Below are 22,602 nucleotides of genomic sequence, written 5' to 3'. Positions count from 1 at the left end.
ACCCGCCGGAGGCGCGGCCCTGGTACTGGACCGCCCCCGCGACCGGGCGCGCCGCGCGCAGCCTGGCTGCGCCGCGCCGGAGCGGTGGTCCTGCTCGGGATCATCGGGCTCGCGCCGTCGGTCGCGTCGACGGACCGCGACACGTCGGTCGCGAACGTCGACATGTTCTTCGTCGTCGACCGCACCGGGTCCATGGCGGCCGAGGACTACGGGCCCGAGGGCGGCCAGGAGCGGCTCGACGGCGTGCGGCACGACATCAGGAGCCTCACCGAGGCGATCCCCGGCGCCCGGTACTCGATCATCTCGTTCGACTCGCAGGCGTCGCGCCAGCTCCCCCTGACGACCGACGCGCGCGCGATCACGTCGTGGGCGGACACGTTCCACCGCGAGATCACGCGGTACTCGCAGGGCTCCCTCACCGACCGGCCCCTCGACGAGCTGCGCTCCGCGCTCCAGGGGTCCGCCGAGCAGCACCCGGCGAACGTGCGCCTCGTCTTCTTCCTCAGCGACGGCGAGCAGACGGCGGAGGGCGAGCCGCGCTCGTTCGCCGACCTGGCGCCGCTCGTCGACGGCGGCGCGGTGCTCGGCTACGGCACCGCCGAGGGCGGCCGGATGAAGGAGTACGACCCCGACGTCGAGCCCGAGGAGGCGGAGTACATCATCGACTGGTCGCAGCCGAGCGAGGACGGCGAGCCCGTGGAGGCGCTGTCCGTGCTCGACGAGGAGTCGCTCACCACGCTCGCGGACCAGCTCGGCGTCCCGTACGTGCACCGGCAGGAGCCGTCGGAGACGGCGTCGCTCGTCGCGGGCGTCGACCCGCAGCAGGTCGCGGCCGACGGCCGGCGCGACGTCACGGCGTACCGCCCCGTCGTCTGGCCGTTCGCGCTCGCGCTCGTCGCGCTGCTCGGCCTCGAGGCGTGGTTCTGGTCGCGCTCGGCCAGCCGCTCGCTCGTGCGCCCGACGACGGCCCGGGCGTCGGCGACCGGCGGACCCGCGCCCGGCCCGGGCGCTGGGGAACCGGGCGCGCACGGCGACGGCGACCGGTCGCCGTCGGGCACCCCCACGGCGGACCGGGTGGAGGTGCGTCGATGACCTGGCCCTCTCCCCCGACGCCCCCGACGGGGCGGCGGAAGCCGCGCCCGACGGGTGTCGCGGCGCTGCGCGCCGCGCGGCTGCGCCGGCGCACCTGGTGGCTCGTCGGGACGCTGCCCGTCGTGCTCGCGCTCGTCGTCCTCGGGGTCAAGCTGGCTCTCCTCGCGCCGATCGCCGCGACGGCCAAGGACCGCTACGAGGCCGGGGAGGCGACGACCGCGGCGGACTACTACGGGATCCAGCGGGTCCTCAACATCGTCGAGCCGTGGAAGGCGCACTACAACCACGGGACGGCGCTCGCCCGGTCCGAGGACTCGTGGGCGCTGTACGACGCGATCACGTCCCTCGACCGCGCGTACGACCTCGCGGAGCACGAGAGCCCCGAGGAACGCTGCATGATCCAGACGAACCTCTCGCTCGCGTACGAGATCCAGGGCGACCGCGACATGGCGTACGCGGAGGGCAAGGCGGCCGAGCTCGCGCTCGTCGAGGAGGCGATCGCCGCCCGCGACGCGGGGCTGCCGTACGACGAGGAGGTCCTCGACCCGTACGGCGACGGGAGCGAGGAGCCCGACCCGGAGGAGCTGCGCCAGGACGTCCAGGACTGGTACGAGTACGCCGAGCAGGAGTACGCGACGGCCGAGCAGATCCGCGGCTGGCCCGACTGCGGGGAGTCCGAGCAGACGCCCGAGCAGGAGGAGCAGAACGAGGCCGCGCAGCAGCGCCTCCAGGACAAGCAGCAGCAGGCGCAGGACTCGCAGCCGGAGAACGAGGGCGGCGGGGACACGCAGGAGGGCGAGGGCTCCGAGGGCGACGAGCAGTCGGAGGCCTCGGGCGGCGAGGGCTCGGGGGGCGAGGGCCAGCAGAGCCAGGCCGAGCGCGAGGAGCAGCAGCGCCAGGAGGAGCTCCAGCAGCAGGGCTCGGAGGCGCGCGAGGAGCAGGAGCGGCTCGAGCAGGAGTACCGCGACCTCTACGGCGACCAGCCCGGGACCGGCACCGACCCGGGAGACGGCAGCGGGAGCGGCACCAAGAACTGGTGAGCGGCCCCGGCCCCGCGGGTGGGCAGCCGTTCCGTGACCACCCGCTCCCCCGTCCGAGGCCCGTGGACCAGGACGTGCCGCAGGCGTGACCACCCTGCGAGACGGCGGCCGGGACCCGCGAGCGCGCCGGACGGTGGCCCGTACCCTCGGCGACCGTGACCACACCTGAGCATCTGACCGTCCTTCGAGCGCTCCACTCGACGCCGTCGCGCCGCTACCTCGCGCCGGACCCGGTGCCGGACGACGTGCTCGACGCGATCCTCGACGCCGCGGTCCGCGGGCCCAGCGGGGGCAACCGCCAGCGGTGGGCGTGGGTCGTCGTGCGGGACCCGGCGACCAAGGCGCAGATCGCCGAGTGGTACCGCGAGGGATGGCGCGCCGCGTACGGAGACCGGCGCGACGCCGTCCTCGGAGCCGCGACCGACGACGCGGGCGTGAGCGACGCGGGCTTCCGCGCCGTCGAGCACCTGGCCCTGCACCTGGAGGAGGCACCGGTGTGGGTCGTACCGGTGCTGCGGGACGCGGCGGGCTCGACGGACCCCCGGCTCGGCGCCTCGATCTACGGCGCGGTGCAGAACCTCGTGCTCGCCGCCCGGGCCTACGGGCTGGGGACGACGCTCACGACCTTCCACACGGTCCGCGAGACCGACGTCGCCGCGCTGCTCGGCCTGCCCGACGACGCCCTGACGATGGGCCTGGTCCCGCTCGGCTACCCGGCTCGCGGGCGCTGGTCCGAGCCGCGCCGTCGGCCCCTCGCGGAGGTCGTCCACCGGGACCGGTGGGAGGGCTGAGCGCACCTGGAAGAGGCGCGCGCCCGCGAGCGTTCGCCCCGGAGGAGACGCACGGTCGGACGACCGTGACGACGGCACGCACCCGGGCGACCGGGCGAGGAGGAGCACGATGACCGCGACGAGCACGCAGACCGGCGCCACCGGCGTCGACGACGCCGCCCTGGACAACCCGTCGTGGAGCGCCCTCACCGGCGCCCACGCGCACCTCGCCGAGGGCGACGACCTCGCGCGGTGCTACCCGGCCGACGTCTCGCCCATCACGGGCGTGCGCTCGTGGGACGAGCCCGGGGTGTGGGACGCGATCGCCACGCTCGTCGGGCCGGGCGGACGCTTCTCGGCGCCGCCCCAGGGCGTCGACCTGCCGACGGGCTGGACGCTCGAGGCCCGCGTGGAGGGGGTCCAGCTCGTCGAGACCGAGCGCCTGGTCACCCGTCCCGACCCGGAGGCGGTCGTGCTCGGCGCGGCCGACGTGCCGGACATGCTCGCGCTCGTCGAGCGCAGCCGGCCGGGGCCGTTCGAGGCGCGCACCTACCTGCTCGGGCGCTACGTCGGGTTCCGGGACGACGCCGGCCGGCTCGTCGCGATGGCGGGCGAGCGCCTGCACCCCGCAGGCTGGACGGAGATCAGCGCCGTGACGACCGACGCCGCGCACCGGGGACGCGGCCTCGCGTCCCGCCTCGTCCGCGACGTCGCGTTCCACGTGCAGGAGCGGGGCGACCGCGCGTTCCTGCACGCCGCGGCCGAGAACACCGGCGCGATCGCCGTGTACGAGCGGCTCGGGTTCGCGCTGCGCCGCCGCACGAGCTTCGGGTCCCTGCTCGCGCCGGCCTGAGGCCTCAGTCCTCGATCCCGTCCACGAGCAGGGTCCGCGGGCCGGGGCCCTCGTCGGCGAGCGCGTCGTGCGGGTTGACGAGGACGCACTTGCGCAGCGACAGGCACCCGCAGCCGATGCAGTCCGTGAGGTGGTCGCGCAGCCGCGTGAGCTGCTCGATGCGCGCGTCGAGGTCGGCGTGCCATCCCGCCGAGAGGCGGTGCCAGTCCTTGGCCGTCGGCGTGCGGTCGCCGGGCAGCGTCGCGAGCGCGGCGCGGATGCGCGCGAGCGGGATGCCGACGCGCTGGGACGCGCGCACGAACGCGACCCGGCGCAGCGTCTCGCGCGCGAAGCGCCGCTGGTTGCCGGGGGTCCGGCGGCTCGTGATGAGCCCCTCGCGCTCGTAGAAGTGCAGCGCGGACACGGCGACGCCGCTGCGCGCGGCGAGCTGGCCGACGGTGAGCTCGTCGCTCGGGGACGGGACGTCGTCTGGCACGCGGGCTCCTCGCCGGACGGCCGCCGCGCGGCTCGCGGCGGACTGCTTGACCTCAACATTTGTTGAGGTTCGAGACTAGCAGGGCGCGCCCGGACCGGGTCGCGTGCCGCCGCTCCGGCGCGGCCCGTCGCCACTGAGGGAGCACACCCGTGGACGCCATCCGCCTGCACGCGTTCGGACCGCCCGAGAACCTCGTCCTCGACCAGGTCCCCGACCCCGTCCCCGGACCCGGCGAGGTCCTCGTCGCCGTCCGGGCGCACGGCGTCCACCTGCTCGACACGACCCTGCGTCGGGGCGAGGCGGCGGGCGGCCCGCTCCCGCTGCCCGCCCTGCCCACGATCCCGGGACGCGAGGTCGCCGGGGTCGTGGAGGCGGTCGGGCCCGGGGTCGACGCGGCGTGGCGCGGGCGTCGCGTCGCGGCCCACCTCGGCGCCACGCCCGACGGCGGCGGGTACGCGCGGCTCGCCGCCGTCCCCGTCGCGCTGCTGCACCGGATCCCCGACCACGTCACGGCGCCCGACGCGATCGCGATGATCGGGACCGGCCGCACCGCCGTCGGCATCCTCGACCTCGCCGAGCTCGGCGCGACCGACACCGTGCTCGTCACGGCCGCGGCCGGCGGGCTCGGCACGCTCCTCGTGCAGAGCGCGCTCGCGATCGGCGCACGGGTCGTCGCGCTCGCCGGCGGCCCGGAGAAGGTCGCGCTCGTCCGCGGGCTCGGTCGGGAGCCGCACGCCGAGCGGCTCGTCGTGATCGACTACCGGGCCGAGGGCTGGCTCGACGAGGCGCGGGCCGCCGTCGGGCAGCACTCCCCCGACGGGGCGACCGTCCTGCTCGACGGCGTGGGCGGGGACGCAGGCACGGAGGCCGCGACGCTCCTCGCCCCCGACGCGCGTCTCGTGCTCTTCGGGTGGTCCTCGGGCGCACCGAACCGCGCCGGTGACGTCGACCACGGCGCCGGGAACGTCCCGAATCCCGGTGCGGGAGCGGTCGCGCGGGACGTACGGTGGGCCGTGGGACCCCAGGCCCGACCCTGGGGAGACCTGTTCGACCTGCAGGAGCGCGCGCTCGCGCTCGCGGCGGACGGGACGTGGCACGTCGTCACGCACCAGGTACCCCTCGCGGAGGCAGCGCGCGCCCACCGCGAGCTCGAAGCGCGCGCCACCACCGGAAAGGTCGTTCTCGTATGACGGCGGAGCCCCGCACCGACGCCGACGCGCCGACGTACGGCACCCCCGACGCCCCCGCCGTGCCCGCGGCCGGCGCGGCGCTCGCCCCCGGGACCCAGCGCACCGTCCTGTTCGGCATGGTCGCGTTCGTGTTCCTCGGCGCGTTCGAGGCGCTCGCCGTCGCGACCGCCATGCCGACCGTCGCCGTCGAGCTCGACGGCCTCACCCTCTACACGCTCGCGTTCGCCGCGTCGCTCGCGTCGAGCGTCGTCGGGATGGTCGCGTCGGGCCGCTGGAGCGACCGTGCCGGCCCGACGACGCCCCTGTGGACCGGCATCGGGCTCTTCCTCGCGGGCCTGCTGGTGGCGGGACTCGCGCAGGACATGCTCGTCCTCGTCGCGGGCCGCGTGCTCCAGGGCGTCGGGACGGGCCTGTACATCGTCGCGCTCTACGTGCTCGTGGCACGCGTGTTCCCCACCGACCGACGGCCGAAGGTCTTCGCCGCGTTCGCCGCCGCGTGGGTCGTCCCGTCGATCGTCGGCCCGGCCATCGCGGGGCTCGTCGTCGAGCACGTCGGCTGGCGCTGGGTCTTCCTCGCGGTCCCGGTGCTCGCCGTCCCGGCGCTGATCCTCATGCGCCCGGGGATGCGTGCCGCCCGCGGCTCGGCCCCCGACGACGCCGCGTCCCCGGCGTCCGACGACGTCTCCGCCCCGTCGGAGGACGTCCCTCCGGACGGGACCGACGACGCCGAGTCACCTCTCGACCGGACCGCGCGCCAGGCGTCGCTCGCCTGGGCCGTCGTGGCCGCCGTCGGGATCGGGGCGCTCAACTACGCGGGCCAGCTCCGCGGGCTCGGGCTCGCCGCTCTCCTCGTCGCGTCGCTCGCCGCCGTCGCGCTCGCCGTCCCGCGGCTCCTGCCCCCGGGCACGACCCGCGCCGCGCGCGGCCTGCCGAGCGTCATCGCGATCCGCGGGCTCGTCGCCGCCGCGTTCACCGGCGCCGAGGTGCTGCTCCCGCTCCTGCTCTCCCACGAGCGCGGGCTCGCGCCGTCGCTCGCCGGCGCGGTGCTCACGTTCGGCGCCGTCGGCTGGTCGACCGGGTCCTGGCTGCGCGGCCGCGCGACGTGGGGGCTCCAGCACGCCGGCTACGTGCGCCTCGGCGGGACGCTCGTCGCGCTCGGCATCGGCGGCGCGGCGCTGCTCGCGTGGACCGCCGTGCCACCCGTCGTCGGCATGGTCGCGTGGACCCTCGCCGGTCTCGGCATGGGCATGACCCACCCGACCCTGTCGGTGCTGACGCTCGAGCTCTCGCCCGTGGCGGAGCAGGGCGCCAACTCCTCCGCGCTCCAGGTCTCCGACGCCGTCGCGGCCGCCACCGCGCTCGCCGTCACCGGGTCGCTCCTGTGGGCCCTGCACCCGACGCTCGGCCTCGCGTCGTACGTCGTCTGCTTCGGCGTCACGGTGCTTCTCGCCGCCGGCGTCGCCCTCCTCGCCCCCCGCACCCGCCCGACCCTCACGAGGTAGGACCCCGGTCGGATCGAGGTAGGACCCCGGTCGGATCGAGGGAGAACGGTGGTCCGGCGAGGTAGAGCCCTGGTTCTCACTCGACCGACCAGGGCTCTACCTCGCCGGACCGGGGGTCTTGGTGGGCGGGGCCCGGGTGCTATCTCGGCGCGGCGAGGGTCGCCGCGGCGGTGGTGTAGCGGTCGAGGACGATCTCGGTGAGCCGGGGGTCGGGGGCCAGCGGGGCAGTGACGACGTCGCCGCCCGCCTCGAGGACGCGGTCGTAGAAGAAGCCCGGCGCGAGCAGGTAGGCCGCGACGACGACGCGCGCGCCCGGGGCGAGGTCGGCGCGGGCGGCGGCGACGGCGTCGGGCACGGACGGTGCGGCCATGGCGCCGTAGCCCACCGTGACGGAGTGGGGGACGCGCTCGCGGAGCCGTGCGGCGAGCTCCTCGACGTCGCGCGCGGCGCCGGGCCGGCTGGACCCCGCGGCGGCGATCACGACGGCGTCGCCCGGGCGCAGCCCGGCCTCCGCCAGCCGCTCGGCGAGGAGGTCCGCGAGGCGCGGGTCGGGGCCGAGCGGCGTGCCTGCCGCGGCCCGTCCGCTCCCGGGGCCGCGGTCCTCGACCGCCGCCGCGACGTCGACGCTCACGTGGAACCCGCCGGAGAGCAGCAGCGGCACGACGACCGCGTCGCCCGGCCGCGCGCCGTCGACCACGGAGCCGTCGGCAGTGCTCGTCGCGGAGCGTCGCGGGTCGTCCGTCGCCGCGGACGGGGCGACGACCGACGTCACGACGTCCGCGACCTCGGGCTGCTGCACGTCGACGAACGCCTCGCGGACGTCGAGGTCGGGGCGCGCGGCGCGCACGTCGTCGAGGAGCGCACGGATCACGTCGCGGCCGGTGAGGTCGCTCGTGCCGTGCGAGCAGCCGATCAGCACGGGCGCGGCGCCGAGCGTCCCGCCGTCGGCGACCTCCGGCCCGGTGTCGGACGACGCCCCCGAGCCGGGCGACGCCTCCGACGGGACAGCGCCTCCGAAGAAGGCCGGGCTCTCCGCGCTCATGCGAGCTCCAATCGATATCCGCGCTTGACGACGGTCTTGACGAGGTCGCGCCGGCCGGTCGCCTCGCGCAGGCGCGCGACGGCGACCTCGGCCGCGTGGGGGTCGCGCGAGTCGCCGGGCAGGACGTCGAGCACGTCGTCGCGCGTGACGACCTCGCCGCGGCGCGCGGCGAGGAGGCGCAGCACCTCGAGGCTGCTGGGCGAGAGGGGCAGCACCTCGCCGTCGAGCACGGCGACGCGCGAGCGGATCTGGAGCGCGCCGGCGACGGTCGCGAGCGCGACGGTCTCGGCCTGCTCGTAGTGCGCGACGAGCGTGCGCACGAGGGCACCGAGCCGCCCGCGCTCGGGCTGGAGCGGCGTGACCCCGCGGTGCTCCAGCGGCTTCGCGGTGATCGGCCCGACGGCCGCCGCGACCATGGACCCGTCCTGGAACCGCGACACGACGAGGCGGCCCACGCCGTGCTCCTCGGCCGCGCTCAGCCACGCCTCGGCGCCGGGCGCGGAGGTGAACACGACGGCGTCGATCTCCCCGACGGCCGCGGCCTCGACGGACGCGCGCAGCGCCTCGGGGTCGGGCGGCGGCCCCCAGCGGTAGACGACGAGGCTCGCGACCTCGGCACCGGCCTCGGCGAAGACGACGTCGAGGCCGTCGGCCCCGGCGCCGTGGTGCTGGACGGCGATGCGCAGCCCGGCGACGCCCTCGCCGAGCAGCACGTCGGCGATCTCCGCCGAGGTCTCGGACTCGGCGACCCAGTCGGCCGTGAGCCCGGCGGCCTGGATCGCGCCGCGCGCCTTGGGCCCGCGCGCGACGATCCGCGCGTCGGCGAGCACCTCGAGCAGGCGGTCGGCGAGGCCGTGCGCGTCGGCGGCCTCGACCCACGAGCGGAAGCCGATGCCGGTCGTCACGACGACGACGTCCGGCGGGTGCTCGACGAGGTCGCGCGTCCCTGCGAGGAGCTGCTCGTCGTCGGCGTGCGGGATCATGCTCAGCGCGGGCGCGTGGCGGACCTCGGCACCCCGGCGCTGGAGGGCGGCGGCGAGCTCGCTCTTGCGGCGGTCGGCCGTGACGAGGACGGTGCACCCGGCCATGACCTGGCCGAGGGCGGGGCGATCGACGCCAGGGTCGGACGCGAGATCGACCCGAGCGGCCGAGATCGACCCTCCGTGGGTCGACGTCGCGACGGGCGGGTCGATCTCAGTGCTGCCGGTCACGCGACCGTCGCCGGGTCGAGCCGTCCCTCGGCGGCGACGTCCCCCATGACGATGATCGCCGGGGGGCGGACACCTGCCTGGGCGGCGTGCGCCACGATCTCGCCGAGCGGGGCCCGCGTGACGCGCTGGTGCGGCGTCGAGCCGCTCTCCACGATCGCGACGGGCATCGCGGGGTCGGCCCCGGCGCCGAGGGCCTGGGCCGTGATGCGTGCGAGCTGCGAGACACCCATGAGGACCACCAGCGTAGCCGTGCGGTCGCGCACCCCGGCCAGCGCGGCGGCGTCGAGCCCGTCGTGCCCGCTGGTCACGTGGAACGCGGCGACCGTCCCCCGGTGCGTGAGCGGGATGCCCGCGAGCGCCGGGACGCTCAGCGCGCTGGACACCCCTGGCACGACGTCGACCGGCACGCCCGCCTCGCGGCACGCGATCACCTCCTCGCCGCCGCGCCCGTAGACGAACGGGTCGCCGCCCTTGAGCCGCACGACGCGCCGTCCGCGCTGCGCCTGCTCCACGAGGATCGCGTTGATCTCGTGCTGCGGCACCGGGTGGTTGCCGGGCGTCTTGCCGACGTCGATCACCTCGACACCGGGCGCGAGCTCGTCGAGCACGTCGACGGGTCCGAGCCGGTCCGCGACGACGACGTCCGCCTCCGCGAGCGCCCGGCGCCCCCGGAGGGTGAGCAGGTCGACGGCGCCCGGTCCGCCACCGACGAGCGTCACGCGCCCGAGCCCGCCGTCGGTCGGCCGGCGACGCCGCTGGTCGGCCCCGCCGGAGCGCAGGTGCTCGGCGATCGCGTCGCGGACCGCGCGTGCCCTCCTCGGGTCCGCGCCGCCGTCGTGCCGCTGCTCCACCGGGCTGTCAGCGGCTCGTCGCGGCCGCGCGCGGCCGTCTGCTGACGGGCGCGCCGGGGGGACGTCGGTGACGACCCCGACGAGCACGTCGCCGCTGTGGGTCGTCGCGGGGGTGCGCGCGGTGCCCTCGTGCGCGGCCCCGGCGTTGACGCACCAGGTGCGGCGCGCGGCCGCCCATGCGGCGACGTCGCGGTTGGTCCCCGAGTCGTCCGTCGCCGCGAGCACGAGCCACGCGTCCTCGACGTCGGACTCGCGCACCTCGCGCGGCGCCCAGGTGACGCCCCCTCCGCCGGGTGCGGGGTGTCTGTCGTCCCGAGGACGGATCGACGACAGATACCCCGCACTCAGCGAGGCCGCGACGAGGTCGCGCAGGTCCTCGCAGACCTGCGGCGCGACGACGCGGACGTGCGCGCCGTCGTCGGCCATCGCCCGGGCGCGGCGGGCGGCGACGGGCCCGCCGCCCGCGACGAGGACCGTGCGCCCGGCGAGGTCGAGGCCCAGGAGCGTCGTCACGGCGCACCGTCCGAGGCATCGTCGGCCCTGGGGTCCGCGGCGGCGAGGGGGCGCGTCCCCACGTGCACGACGCCGTCGCGCACCTCGGCGGGCCACGTCGCCAGGTCCGGGGCGAGGCCCTGGACGGGCACGTACCCGGCGGCCTCGAGGCAGCGCCCGGTCGCGAGGTCGAAGACCTGCTTGTACATGGGCCCGGCGACGGTCGGGACGCCGCCGCGCGTCCCGACGATCCCGCGCGACATGACGTTCGCCCCCGAGAACGGGTCACGCTGCTGCACGACGCGCACCGTGTCGTCGGGGAGGCGGAAGAGGGCGACCTGCACCCCGCCCACGAGGGCGGCGACGCCGCGCTCGACGAGGAGGTCGCGCAGCAGGCACACCCGCTCCCACTCCGTGGTCGCCGACGTGGCCGTCTCCCCGGGGGGCACGGCCTGCTCTGCGGACACGACGCTCATCGACGGACCTCCAGGGTCGTGCCGGCGATCACCACGGGGCCGGCGGGGACGGTGGCGAGACCCGCGGCACGGGCCTCCTCCAGGGCGGCGCGCTCGTCCGCCGTCGCGGGCCGGATCTGGCCGCGCTCGGTGACGTACGCGAGGTCGGGGTCGGGCTCGGCGGGCGCGTTGACGAACGAGCCGAAGCGACGCAGCTTCTCCGGGTCCTCGAGGACCGCGCGCCACTCGTCCTCGTAGTCGCCGACGTGGCGGGCCATCGCGGCGTCGAGGTCGGCGCCGAGGCCGAGTGAGTCCTCTACGATCACCTCGCGGATCGCGTCGAGACCACCCTCGTAGTCCTCGACCCACGCGGCCGTGCGCTGGAGGCGGTCGGCCGTGCGGACGTAGTACATGAGGAAGCGGTCGATGGTCCGGACGAGCGCCTCGTCGTCCAGGTCCTCGGCGAGGAGCTGCGCGTGCCGGGGCGTGAACCCGCCGTTGCCGCCGACGTAGACGTTCCAGCCCTTGTCCGTCGCGATGACGCCGACGTCCTTGCCGCGCGCCTCGGCGCACTCGCGCGCGCACCCGGAGACGCCGAGCTTGAGCTTGTGGGGCGAGCGCAGCCCGCGGTAGCGCAGCTCGAGCTCGACGGCCATGCCCACCGAGTCCTGCACGCCGAACCGGCACCACGTGGACCCGACGCACGACTTCACGGTGCGTAGCGACTTGCCGTACGCGTGCCCCGACTCGAACCCGTGCTCCACGAGCCGGCGCCAGATGTGCGGGAGCTGCTCGATGCGCGCGCCGAACATGTCGATGCGCTGTCCGCCCGTGATCTTCGTGTAGAGCCCGAAGTCCTTGGCGACCTGGCCGATGACGAGCAGCCCGTCGGGCGTGATCTCGCCGCCGGGTATGCGCGGGACGACGGAGTACGTGCCGTCCTTCTGCATGTTCGCCATGACGTGGTCGTTGGTGTCCTGGAGCGTCGCCTGCTCGCCGTCGAGGATGTGGCCGTTGCCGAGCGACGCGAGGATCGACGCGATCGTGGGCTTGCAGATGTCGCAGCCGCGCCCGGCGTCGCGGACGAGCACGGCGCCGTGGGTGTCCGTCACAGGTTCCGGTACACGACCGAACCGCCCGACGATCTCGCTGAACGTGTGCAGGTCCGCGACGCGCACGGCGTCGAAGAGCTGCGCACGGGAGAGGTCGAAGTGCTCGCACAGCGCGTTCGAGACCTCGACGCCGGCGCGGGCGAGCTCGGTCGTCGTGATCTTCTTGACGAGCGGCAGGCACGACCCGCAGCTCGTCCCCGCGCGCGTGCACGCCTTGACGCCCGCGAGGTCGGTGCACCCGTGCTCGGTGACCGCGCCGCGGATCGTGCCCGCGCTGACGTTGTTGCACGAGCAGACCGTGGCGTCGTCGGGGAGCTCGAGGCTCGGCGCCCCGCCCCCGGAACCCTCGGGCAGCAGGAACAGCCCCGGGTCGCCCGGGAGCTCCGTGCCGAGCATCGGCCGCAGCGACGCGTACGGCGCGGCGTCCCCGACGAACACGCCGCCCAGGAGCGTGCGCGCGTCGTCGGACAGCACGAGCTTCTTGTAGACGCCCGCGACCGGGTCGGCCCACACGAGCTCCATCGCGCCCTCGGTGCGGGCGAACGCGTCGCCGAAGCTCGCGACGTCGACCCCCTGCAGCTTGAGCTTGGTCGCCGTGTCCGCGCCCGGGAACGTCGCCTCGCCGCCGAGCAGGCGGTCCGCGACGACCTCTGCCATCGCGTAGCCCGGCGCGACGAGGCCGATGCACCGACCCTCGATGCACGCGACCTCGCCCACGGCCCACACGTGCTCGTCCTCGGTGCGGCACGCGAGGTCGACGACGGCGCCCCCGCGCTCCCCGATCGCGAGCCCCGCCGCGCGCGCGAGCTCGTCGCGGGGCCGCACGCCCGTCGCGACGACGACGACGTCCACGTCGAGCCGGCCGCCGTCGGCGAAGTCGAGCCGGCCCACGTGGCCGGTCTTCCGGGAGACCTTCATCTCCTGGGTTCCGGTGCTGCAGCGGACCGCGATGCCCATGCCGTTGATGAGCCGCTTGAGCGCCTCGCCGCCGCCCAGGTCGATCTGCGCGTCCATCAGGTGCGTGCCGAACTGGATGACCGTGGCCTGCGCGCCGAGCGCCTTGAGCGCGCCCGCCGCCTCGAGGCCCAGGAGGCCGCCGCCGATCACCGCGCCGCGGACGGGGCGCTCCCAGCCGCCCTCGGTCGTCGCGTGCCGACGCTTCTCCTCGACCCACCCGCGCAGGGCCGCGACGTCGTCGATCGTGCGGTAGACGAACACGCCCGGGAGGTCGTTGCCCGGGATGGGCGGCATCGCGGCGCTCGACCCCGTCGCGAGGACGAGCTCGTCGTAGGCGTGCACCCGTCCGAGGCGGTCGGTGACGGTCTGCGCGTCGCGGTCGATCGACGTCACCGCGCAGTCGCGGTGCAGCGTGACGAGCGGGTCGTCCCACAGGGCCGGGTCGCCGAGCGTGAGCTCCTCGGCGTCGCGGGCCGAGAAGTAGCTCGTCAGGGCGACGCGGTCGTACGGCTTGCGCGGCTCCTCGGCGAAGAGCGAGACGCGCCACGCGCCGTCGGTGTCGCGGGCACGCAGCGCCTCGACGAGCCGCTGGGCGACCATGCCGCCGCCGACGACGACGAGGTGCCGGGGGGCAGCGGGAGCGCTGTGCGCGGGGGCGGGATCGGTCTGAGGTCCGGTCACGTCGGGCTCCTGGGGCGTCGGGCGGATCGGTCACCCGCCCGCGGGTCCGACGAGGGCTCCCGGGACGGTGCTGACGACGCTACGTACGGGCGGTTTCGCGGCCGTGCCCCGTCCGTTGCCCGTCCGTAACGGTGTTCTCACTCGGAGCCCCACCGCCGTGTGAGGTCGGCGGAGCGGGGCGAGATCGGCAGGTCGTGCCGAGATCGGCGGTCGTGACTGCCGATCTCGACTAGGCCCGCCGATCTCACATGCCGAGGCCGACGGGCGCCGGTGCTGCCTCGTCCTTCGGCTGGTCCGGGTCCGCCTTCGTGAGCCAGTCGACCAGACCGCACACGACGTCCTTGCAGCCCCCGCAGCCCGTCGTCGCGCGGGTGGCCCGCGCGACGTCGTCGACGCTGCGGGCGCCGTCGTGCCAGCACCCGACGACGTCGCCCTTGGTCACGCCGTTGCACGTGCAGACGGTCGTGCGGTCGGGCATGTGGGTCGGGGACGACGCCGGCGCGGGGGCCTGCGCGACAGGGCGCAGCAGCAGGTGGGCCGGGTCCGCGGGGACCGGGACCCGACGGGTGTACGTCGCGGTGAGGTCCGCGCCCACCTCGGGCGCGCCGACGCACGTCGCGCCGACGAGCAGGCCGTCCGCGACGACGACCTCGACGTGCCGCCCCGACGCGGGGTCGCTCAGCGTCACGGAGCGGTGCGCGGGGTCGGGCGCCCGCCGCTCGCCGCACACGCCCATCGTCACGATCTCCAGCCCCGCCGCCTTGACGCGCACGACGTCGGTCCCGGCCCTCGGGCGCTCGTCCACACCGGGGTTCCCGGGACCAGGAGGGCGCGGACGACCCGTGGACCCGGGACCGGCAGGGTGGGCGGCGACCCCGGACAGGCCCGGTGCCGACGGCCCGTGCGGCTCCCCGAGCGGGCGCGCGACGACGTTCATGGCGAGGCGCAGCGCCATGCTCGGCCGGTCGGCGTCGACCCCCAGGCGGACCCGTGGGCGCCCCGACGCCGCCCCCTGCGCGGCGTCCGGGTTCACCGCGCCGCCCCGGTCGGTCGAGCTCGCGCACCGCTCCGCGAGGTGGTCGGCGAGCCGGCGCGACTGGTCCCAGCCCTGCGCGATCAGCCCGGTGCCGCCCTCGGGCGGCCGCGCGCAGTCGCCGATCGCGAACACGCGCGGGTCGTCGGGGCTCGCCAGGTCGGGCCCGACGACGACGCCCCGGTCGACCGCGAGGCCCGCCGCGCGCGCGAGCCCGGCCTCGGGCACGGTGCCGCACGCGAGCACGAGCAGGTCGGCCTCGACGTCGACGAGCCGCGTCGCGTCGGCCGCTGCCCCGGCGCCACCGCCCGGGTGGGTCGACGGGCCGTCGGGAGCACCGCCGTCGGGCACGCGGAGCGCCACGCCCCGGACGGAGCCGTCGGTCACGAGGACCCGCTCGGTGCGCGCACGCGTCCAGGTCCGCACGCCGAGGCCCGCGAGGCCGCGCGCGACGACGCCGCCCGCGGCGCCGTCGAGCTGGCGGTCCATGACGCTCGCGCCCCCGTGCACCAGGCTGACGGCGACGCCACGACGTGCGAGCCCGCACGCGACCTCGAGCCCGAGCACGCCCGCCCCGACGACCACGGCGTGCCGGGCGTTGAGCGACGCCGCGACGATCTCGCGCGCGTCGTCGAGCGTGCGCAGCGCGTGCGCGCCGCGGGGCAGGCCGCCCGGGAGGTCCGTCAGGCCCGGCAGGTCGGGGACCCGCGCGGCCGCACCCGTCGCGAGCACGACGACGTCGTACGGGTGCGCGCCGTCGCCCGTGACGACGCGGCGCGCGGACCGGTCGATCGCGATGGCCTCGGTGCCGCGGCGCACCGTGACGCGGGCGTCGTCCGCCCCCGGCAGGCCGATCGCCGCGACGTCGACCTTGCCCGCCACGACCTCGCTGAGCAGCACGCGGTTGTACGGCGCGTACTCCTCCGCGCCGAGCACGGTGACCTCCACGGCCGACGTCCCCGCGGGCGCCCCGCAGCGCGCCACGAGGTCGCTCGCGAACCGCGACCCGACCATGCCGTTGCCGATCACGACGACGCGCGTCATGCGACCACCTCCTGCGCCGTGGACGCGCGCCGCACGTCCACGGCGCACACCTTGAACTCGGGCATGCCCGAGACCGGGTCGGTCGCGTCGGTGGTGACCCGGTTGACGCTGCCCTCCCCGCTCCAGTGGAAGGGCATGAAGACGGTGTCCGGGCGGATCCGGTCGGTCCACCGCGCGACGGCCTCGATCTCGCCACGGCGCGTCGTGAGGCGGGCGCGGTCGCCGTCGTCGACCCCGAGCCGCACGCCCAGGACCGGGTGGAGCTCGACGAACGGCTCCGGCACGAGCCGGTCGAGCTCCGGCACGCGGCGCGTCTGCGCGCCTGACTGGTAGTGCTGCAGCACGCGACCCGTGACGAGGTAGAGCGGGGCGTCGGCGCGCACGTCGTCGCTCGGTCCGACGTGGTCGACCACGACCATCCGCGCGCGCCCGTCCGGGGTCGCGAACCGGTCGAGGAACAGCCGCGGCGTCCCCGGGTGGTCCGCGGTGGGCACCGGCCAGTGCAGCCCCGGACCGCCGTCGTCCTCGTCCGCGTCGAGACGCGCGTGGCTCAACCCCGCGTAGTCGGCCACCCCGCCCGCGGACGCGCGCGCGAGCTCGTCGAAGACGACGGCGGGGTCCGTCGGGAAGGAGACGGACGAGCCCAGTCGGCGCGCGAGCTCCGCGAGGATCCACAGCTCCGAGCGCGCCTCGCCGGGCGCGTCGACGGCACGACGGCGCCGGATGACGCGCCCCTCGAGCGACGTCATGGTGCCCTCCTCCTCGGCCCACTGCGTCACCGGCAGCACGACGTCCGCGAGCAGCGCCGTTTCCGACCGCACGAGGTCGCACACCACGAGCAGGTCGAGGGCACGCAGGTTCGCGGCGACCTGGTCCGCGTCCGGCGCGCTGACCACGACGTTCGACCCGTGCACGAGCAGCGCCCGCGGGCGCCCGTCCTCGGCGTAGGTGGTCCGCGCACCGGCCGGCCCGGGCCGGGCGCCGAGCGCGCGCAGGAGCCTGACGGCGGGCATCCCCGGACCGGGGATCGTCGCCGGGTCCACGCCCCACACGGACGCGACGTGCGCGCGCGCCGCCGGGTCGTCGATCCTGCGGTAGCCCGGGAGCTGGTCGGCCTTCTGGCCGTGCTCGCGACCGCCCTGCCCGTTGCCCTGGCCGGTGATCGCGCCGTACCCGGAGCCGACGCGGCCCGGCAGGCCGAGCGCGAGCGCGAGGTTGATCGCGGCAGTCACCGTCGCGGTGCCCTGCGTCGACTGCTCGACCCCGCGGCCCGTGAGCACGTACGCGCCCGCGCCGCCGCGGGCGGGCGACGCCGCGGCGAGCAGGCGGGCCACATACCGCAGCCGCTCGGCCGGGACCCCGCAGACCGTCTCCGCGCGCTCGGGCCACCACGCCATGACGGAGCGCCGGACGTCGTCGAACCCCGACGTGCGCGCGGCGAGGTACTCCGCGTCCGCGAGCCCCTCCGTGACCACGACGTGCAGCAGCGCGAGCAGCACGACGAGGTCGGTCCCGGGCACGGGCTGGAGGTGCACGCCCTGGTCGCCCACCGGCCCCGCGCCCGGAGGCGGGACCAGCCGCCCCGGCGACCGACCGTCGTCGGGCACGGCACGCTGCCCGACGACGTCCGCCGGCTCTCCCGTGAGCGCCGCGGTGGCGCTGCGGCGCGGGTCCACGACGACGAGCCCGCCGCGCGAGCGCACGCCCGCGAGGTGCTGGACCGACGGCGGCATGGTCTCGGCGAGGTTGGAGCCGAGCAGGAGCACGGCGTCGGCCCCGCCGAGGTCGGCGAGCGGGAACGGCAGCCCGCGGTCGACGCCGAACGCCCGGTTCGCCCCGGCTGCCGCCGACGCCATGCAGAAGCGCCCGTTGTAGTCGATGTTCGCGGTGCGCAGGACCGTCCGCGCGAACTTGCCGAGCGCGTACGCCTTCTCGTTCGTCAGCCCGCCGCCGCCGAACACGGCGACGGCGTCCCACCCGTGCTCCGCCTGCACCCGGGCGATCCCGGCCACCACGACGTCCAGCGCCTCGCCCCACGACGCCGGGTGCAGCGCGTCGTCGCTCCCGCGCAGCAGCGGGGTCGTGATCCGGTCCGCCGCGCGGAGGACCGTCGCGCTCGTCCAGCCCTTCTGGCACAGCCCACCCCGGTTGGTGGGGAAGTCGCGCGGGGCGACGGTGACCGGGAGCGGTCCTGCGCCGGGCGTCAGGGACATGCCGCACTGGAGCGCGCAGTAGGGGCAGTGCGTGTCCACGCTCAGATCCCGGCCGACGCGAGCGCCGACCCCTTGCGCAGGTACACCGCCCAGGCGACGACCGCCATGACGGCGTACATCCCGATGAACGCCCACAGCGCCGGGACGAGCGAGCCGGCGAGGCTCGTCGACGCCGCGAACCCGCGCGGGATGAGGAACCCGCCGAACGCCCCGATCGCCCCCGCGATGCCGATGCACCCGGCCGCGGCCTTGCGCGCGCGGGCCCGCGCCTCGTCGAGAGCGGCGGCGTCGACCGCCGTCGGCCCGTCGAGCGCGCCGCCCGGGACGGCGCTCGCCTGGAAGACGGCCGGGATCATGCGGTAGGTCGAGCCGTTGCCGATGCCCGTCGCGACGAACAGGACGAGGAAGGAGGCGAAGAACAGGGCGAAGCTGTGCGACCGCAGGGCCTGGATCGCGCCGAACGCCCCGAGCGCCATGACGCCGTACGACGCGATGGTGACGCGCGTGCCGCCCACCCGGTCCGCGACGACGCCGCCGAGGGGCCGCGTGACCGAGCCGACGAGCGCGCCGAGGAACGCGATCGACAGCGTCACCTCGGGGAACTGGCCCGTGAGCAGCAGGGGGAACGCCCCGGCGTACCCGATGAACGACCCGAACGTGCCGATGTAGAGGAACGAGATGATCCACGTGTGCTTGTTCCGCGTCGCGGCGGCGAACGACTTCGGGTCGGCCTTCGCGGTGGACAGGTTGTCCATGAACCGCCACGCGAGGAACGCCGCGAGCAGGATGAACGGGATCATCATGAGCCCCGCGCGCTCGAGCGCGACGCCCGCTCCGGCGACGATGACGAGCGGCACCGCGAGCTGCACGACCGCCGTCCCCAGGTTGCCGCCCGCGGCGTTGAGCCCCAGCGCCTTGCCCTTCTCCCGCTCGGGGTAGAAGAACGAGATGTTCGCCATCGACGACGCGAAGTTCCCGCCGCCGAAGCCCGCGAGCGCCGCGACCGCGAGCATGACCCCGAACGGCGTCCCCGGGTCCTGCACCGCGACGGCGAGCGCCGCCGTCGGGAGCAGGAGCAGGAGCGCCGAGACCACGGTCCAGTTGCGGCCGCCGAACAGCGGCACCGCGAACGTGTACGGGATGCGCAGCGTCGCGCCGACGAGGCTCGGCACGGCGATGAGCCAGAACTGCTGGTCGACGGTGAACGCGAACCCGGCGGCGGGGAGCTGCGGCACGACGATCGACCACAGGGCCCACACCGCGAACCCGAGGAACTCGGCGAACACCGAGATCCACAGGTTGCGCGTCGCGACCTTCCGGCCGCCGTCGCGCCAGAACGTCGGGTCCTCCGGGTCCCAGCGGTCGATCCACCGCCCTGAGCGGTGGTGCGGCCCCGTGGTGGCGGGCGCGGAGGTCGCGACGGTCGTGGTGCCGGAGGGGTGCGCTGCGGACTGCTCACCCTCGTGGGTGGTGGGGCTCGTGGGCGCGGACATGGCGGCTCCTTCAGCAGGTCCCGGTCAGTGATCAGGACGCTAGGAACGCCGTGTTTCCCCCGCGCGCGACCGCCGTTAAGCCCGTGTGAGGGTTTCCGCACAGGGACCGCCGGGCCGCTGTGAGCATGCCCGGGCACCTCCGACGGGCACGGTTCCCCGGCGCGGACTAGACGTCGGCAAGAGCGACGGTCGCCCCGGCGGCGACGAGCAGCAGGAGGTAGCCCGTGGAGTGGGCCCTGTCCGGGATCCGGGGTGGTCGGCGGCGTAGCAGGACCACGACGGGTGTCGCTCCCGCCAGCAGGGCCAGAGCGGCCGCGACGTCGACGCTTCCCACGAGCCCCGGGGCTGCTGGCGCGGCTCCCCGCGTGATGAGCGTGACGAGGAGTGCGGGGGCGGCGATCGCGAGCGTGAGCGGGTTGGCAAGAGTCGTCGCGGCACGCATCGTCGCGCCGGCCCTGCGCAGGAGCGGCACCGTCACGACGCTCCCGCCGACCCCGAGGAATGCCGCGATGCCACCGACCGGCAGCCCCCACCAGGATCGCCCGCCGAGCGGGTCTGCGCTCCGTGGGTCTCGAGACCGGGAACGACGGAAGAACCCGGGCCGGACGAGCAGGTCGACGACGGTGAGCGCGAGGTAGGCGACGAAGCCCCAGCGAAGGAGCTCGCCGGGTGCCAGGCGTCCGGCGAGGGCGCCCGCGGCTCCGCCCGCCGCGAGGAGCGCGAGCAGCGGGGCCCGATCGGCGAGCCGGGCGAGCTCGCGACGGTCCGACGCCGCGGTGGCCACGGCGGCGTTGACGACCATGACGAGTGCTGAGGTCGCGGTCGCCACGCCGAGCGCGGCCTGGCCGAGGCCGGCGTCGGCGAGCGCGACGACGGGCACGGTGACGAACCCGCCGCCGAAGCCGAAGAGGACGGTGGTCACACCGACGCCGACCCCGACGAGGATGAGGACGAGATGCTCCATACCCCCATCTCAGAGTGCGCGACGCTGGCAGACGATCGATTCCCTGCCTGATCTCTTCGCGAATCCGCCATTAGGGTGAGCGCGTGCGGAACGTCGCCCTCACCGATCTCGACCACCTTCGCGTCGACGTGCTGCCGATCGGCACCGACTACCCGCCCGACACGCTGCTGGAGCGCCACGAGCACCGTCGGGCGCAGGTGCTCTACGGCGCGCGGGGCGTCATGCTCGTCGAGACGGACGACGGGTCGTGGACCGTCCCGACGGACCGCGCGGTGCTCATCCCCCCGGCCACGCCGCACGCGGTGCGGATGCTCGAGGTGACCACGTGGAGCCTGTACATCGAGCCGGACGCCGTCCCCTGGTGGCCCACGACGTGCACGGTCGTCGACGTGGGGCCGCTCCTGCGCGAGCTGTTGCGCGCGGCGAACGACCTCGAGGCCGAGTACGACGCCGACGGGCGCGACGGCCTCGTCGTCCGTCTGGCGCTGCACGAGCTGCGTCGTGTGTCGCCGGTACCGCTCTCGGTGAGTCTCCCGCACGCCGGGCCCTTGCGCGAGCTGTGCACCGCCTACCTCGCGGACCCGGACGTCGGGGTGACCAACGCCGACTGGGCCCGCGCGGCCGCGCTCAGCGAGCGAACGCTCGACCGCGCGTTCCGTGCCACGACCGGGTCGAGCCCGGCAGCGTGGCGCGCCCGCGCGCGCCTCCTGGCGAGCCTGCCGCTCCTGCGGCACTCCACCGTGACGCGGGTCGCAGCGAGACTCGGCTACGCGACCCCCGCCGCGTACACCGCAGCGTTCACCCGCACGTTCGGAAGACCGCCGTCGCGCTTCCGCTGAACCGGCGGGCAGGTTCTCCTGCAGCGACCGAGGTGGTGCCCGGACCCCGCCGAGCACCCGGCACCGCTTCGGCGTTGCGGACCTGCGTACGCGGCCGGCCCGCGAGCGCCACCGCGGTCAGCCCTCGACGCCCGTCGCCTCGTGCGACGAGCCGACGGGCTTCGACTCGGGCGACCCGCGCTCCCGCAGGTAGATCGCGAGCACGACCATGCTCAGGACCGCCAGCATCTCGGACTGCCAGTTCTGGAACGTCCGGCTCCAGAAGTCGGGCATCGAGAGGTACTCGGTCCAGGGCACCGGGTCCTCCAGCTCGCGCAGCTGCTCCTCGCTGAACGCGACGGCGCCCGCCGCCGACTGCGCCGCCCACGAGCCGAGGAAGATCGCGCCCATGACGAGCGAGAGCGAGCGCGAGTAGACCGCGAGCCGCCAGCCCCCGGCCCGCGCCCAGGCCGGGGAGTCGGGCGTCGCGTGCTCGCCCACCTTCTGGTCCTCGTCGGACTCGCGCCCGGCCTCCTCGAGCTTCTTCGACTCGGGCGAGCCGCGCTGCACGAACCACACGGTCGCGGTGATGAAGAGCAGGAACTGGAGGTACTCGGACTGCCAGTTCTCGGTGACGTCGACCCAGAACGCCGACGACGCCACGTACTGACCGAACGTCACGGGGTCCAGCCCCGCCGCGCGCTGGTCCGTGTTGAAGACCGCGACCCCGCTCACCGCCTGGGCGACGAGCGACGCGAGGAACGCGGCGGCGAAGAAGAGGCTCAGAGAGCTGGCGCGCAGCCCGCCGAGGACGCCGCCCTTGCGGGGACCGGCGCTCATCGGTGCACCGCCGCGAGCACGAACGTGACGGCGAGGCTCGCGCCGACGAGCACGAGCGTGGCCCAGAACATCAGCCGCGGGACCCTCACGCCTCCACCTCGCAGTCGTAGGGGCGGTCCTCCCGCGGCGTGCAGCCGGCGGCGGTCACCATCCAGCCGTCGCCCGACACGGCGAGGAAGAGGGTGTCGGTCGCGGTGACGACCTGCGCCTGGCGGCCGGCCACGTGGACGTCCTCGACGACGAGGTCGTCCCCCGCGGCGGCGAGCGCCGCGAGCGGCCCGTCGGGCGCGGCGACCACGTCCGCGCACGGCTCGCCCTCGTCCGCCGCGAGCGCGTCGGCGGCGTCGGGCAGGAGGAGGTCGCACGCGGCGGCGCCGTCACCCCCGGCAACCGCGGCCGCGAGCTCCTCGACGCGGCCCGGGCGTCCGCGGCCCCCGGCCCGGCGCACGCGGTGAGGCCGAGCGCCGCGAGGCC

The 22,602-nt window shown here is 75.9% G+C and carries 19 protein-coding genes; 7 read left to right on the top strand and 12 right to left on the bottom strand.

All coding sequences use genetic code 11. From position 1 onward, the window contains the following. From ABWU78_RS10595 to ABWU78_RS10580, 4 genes are all read left to right on the top strand, one after another. On the top strand, positions 1-1,092 hold a 1,092-nt coding region (locus tag ABWU78_RS10595; protein WP_439158318.1), incomplete at its 5' end, for a vWA domain-containing protein. After that, positions 1,089-2,132: a hypothetical protein gene (locus tag ABWU78_RS10590; protein WP_439158317.1), complete on the top strand. Its 1,044-nt coding sequence runs from the start codon at positions 1,089-1,091 to the stop codon at positions 2,130-2,132. The genes ABWU78_RS10595 and ABWU78_RS10590, both read left to right, overlap by 4 nt. Before the next feature lie 155 nt (positions 2,133-2,287). Then, positions 2,288-2,923 carry a nitroreductase family protein gene (locus tag ABWU78_RS10585; protein ID WP_439158316.1) on the top strand — a complete coding sequence of 212 codons (636 nt, stop codon included), beginning with the start codon at positions 2,288-2,290 and terminating at the stop codon, positions 2,921-2,923. A 109-nt stretch (positions 2,924-3,032) separates the two neighbouring features. Continuing rightward, complete coding sequence (locus ABWU78_RS10580; RefSeq protein WP_439158315.1) at positions 3,033-3,755, top strand: GNAT family N-acetyltransferase; 723 nt, start codon at positions 3,033-3,035, stop codon at positions 3,753-3,755. A gap of 4 nt (positions 3,756-3,759) precedes the next feature. Here the strand turns inward: ABWU78_RS10580 and soxR are convergent, their stop codons facing one another. Then, entirely contained in the window at positions 3,760-4,230 is a 471-nt protein-coding gene (gene soxR, locus ABWU78_RS10575; protein WP_253052128.1) for a redox-sensitive transcriptional activator SoxR, read from the bottom strand. 149 nt (positions 4,231-4,379) lie between these two features. Between soxR and ABWU78_RS10570 the strand changes: the two genes are divergently transcribed. Beyond that, a complete protein-coding gene (locus tag ABWU78_RS10570) occupies positions 4,380-5,420 on the top strand; it encodes an alcohol dehydrogenase catalytic domain-containing protein (RefSeq protein ID WP_439158314.1) in 1,041 nt (346 codons plus the stop codon). Continuing rightward, positions 5,417-6,922, top strand: coding sequence for an MFS transporter (locus tag ABWU78_RS10565; protein WP_353707218.1), 1,506 nt, complete (start codon positions 5,417-5,419; stop codon positions 6,920-6,922). Before ABWU78_RS10570 ends, ABWU78_RS10565 begins: the two co-directional genes overlap by 4 nt. A gap of 139 nt (positions 6,923-7,061) precedes the next feature. Here ABWU78_RS10565 and ABWU78_RS10560 read toward each other — a convergent pair whose 3' ends face one another. From ABWU78_RS10560 to ABWU78_RS10520, 9 genes are all read right to left on the bottom strand, one after another. Further along, positions 7,062-7,964, bottom strand: coding sequence for a sirohydrochlorin chelatase (locus ABWU78_RS10560; protein WP_253052123.1), 903 nt, complete (start codon positions 7,962-7,964; stop codon positions 7,062-7,064). Next, a complete protein-coding gene (locus ABWU78_RS10555; protein WP_047232004.1) occupies positions 7,961-9,052 on the bottom strand; it encodes a uroporphyrinogen-III synthase in 1,092 nt (363 codons plus the stop codon). The genes ABWU78_RS10560 and ABWU78_RS10555 overlap by 4 nt, the downstream gene beginning before the upstream one ends. A gap of 119 nt (positions 9,053-9,171) precedes the next feature. After that, the gene (gene cobA / locus ABWU78_RS10550) at positions 9,172-10,539 is read right to left on the bottom strand and encodes a uroporphyrinogen-III C-methyltransferase (RefSeq protein WP_439158313.1); all 1,368 of its coding nucleotides are present in this window, start codon (positions 10,537-10,539) and stop codon (positions 9,172-9,174) included. Then, on the bottom strand, positions 10,536-10,994 hold the full coding sequence (gene nirD, locus ABWU78_RS10545; RefSeq protein ID WP_439158312.1) for a nitrite reductase small subunit NirD: 459 nt from the start codon (positions 10,992-10,994) through the stop codon (positions 10,536-10,538). Before nirD ends, cobA begins: the two co-directional genes overlap by 4 nt. Next, positions 10,991-13,723, bottom strand: coding sequence for a nitrite reductase large subunit NirB (gene nirB, locus ABWU78_RS10540; RefSeq protein WP_439158311.1), 2,733 nt, complete (start codon positions 13,721-13,723; stop codon positions 10,991-10,993). The genes nirD and nirB overlap by 4 nt, the downstream gene beginning before the upstream one ends. Before the next feature lie 244 nt (positions 13,724-13,967). After that, positions 13,968-15,800, bottom strand: coding sequence for an FAD-dependent oxidoreductase (locus ABWU78_RS10535; protein WP_439158310.1), 1,833 nt, complete (start codon positions 15,798-15,800; stop codon positions 13,968-13,970). Continuing rightward, the gene (locus ABWU78_RS10530) at positions 15,797-18,013 is read right to left on the bottom strand and encodes a molybdopterin oxidoreductase family protein (protein WP_439158320.1); all 2,217 of its coding nucleotides are present in this window, start codon (positions 18,011-18,013) and stop codon (positions 15,797-15,799) included. Before ABWU78_RS10530 ends, ABWU78_RS10535 begins: the two co-directional genes overlap by 4 nt. Before the next feature lie 41 nt (positions 18,014-18,054). Beyond that, positions 18,055-19,506: an MFS transporter gene (locus ABWU78_RS10525; RefSeq protein WP_439158309.1), complete on the bottom strand. Its 1,452-nt coding sequence runs from the start codon at positions 19,504-19,506 to the stop codon at positions 18,055-18,057. 166 nt (positions 19,507-19,672) lie between these two features. Beyond that, on the bottom strand, positions 19,673-20,470 hold the full coding sequence (locus ABWU78_RS10520; RefSeq protein ID WP_439158308.1) for a TSUP family transporter: 798 nt from the start codon (positions 20,468-20,470) through the stop codon (positions 19,673-19,675). An 83-nt stretch (positions 20,471-20,553) separates the two neighbouring features. Between ABWU78_RS10520 and ABWU78_RS10515 the strand changes: the two genes are divergently transcribed. Further along, entirely contained in the window at positions 20,554-21,309 is a 756-nt protein-coding gene (locus ABWU78_RS10515; protein ID WP_439158307.1) for an AraC family transcriptional regulator, read from the top strand. A gap of 117 nt (positions 21,310-21,426) precedes the next feature. On the opposite strand, the gene ABWU78_RS10510 is transcribed toward ABWU78_RS10515, so the two are convergent. Both ABWU78_RS10510 and ABWU78_RS10505 read right to left on the bottom strand, forming a co-directional pair. Further along, the gene (locus ABWU78_RS10510) at positions 21,427-22,128 is read right to left on the bottom strand and encodes a DUF6766 family protein (protein WP_353707211.1); all 702 of its coding nucleotides are present in this window, start codon (positions 22,126-22,128) and stop codon (positions 21,427-21,429) included. A gap of 85 nt (positions 22,129-22,213) precedes the next feature. Continuing rightward, on the bottom strand, positions 22,214-22,576 hold the full coding sequence (locus tag ABWU78_RS10505; protein WP_439158306.1) for a hypothetical protein: 363 nt from the start codon (positions 22,574-22,576) through the stop codon (positions 22,214-22,216). Positions 22,577-22,602 lie beyond the last annotated feature (26 nt).

The organism is Cellulosimicrobium sp. CpK407 (assembly GCF_051844275.1).
GTDB classification, from domain to species: domain Bacteria; phylum Actinomycetota; class Actinomycetes; order Actinomycetales; family Cellulomonadaceae; genus Cellulosimicrobium; species Cellulosimicrobium cellulans_G.
This window is presented reverse-complemented; position numbering and strand designations above follow the sequence as displayed.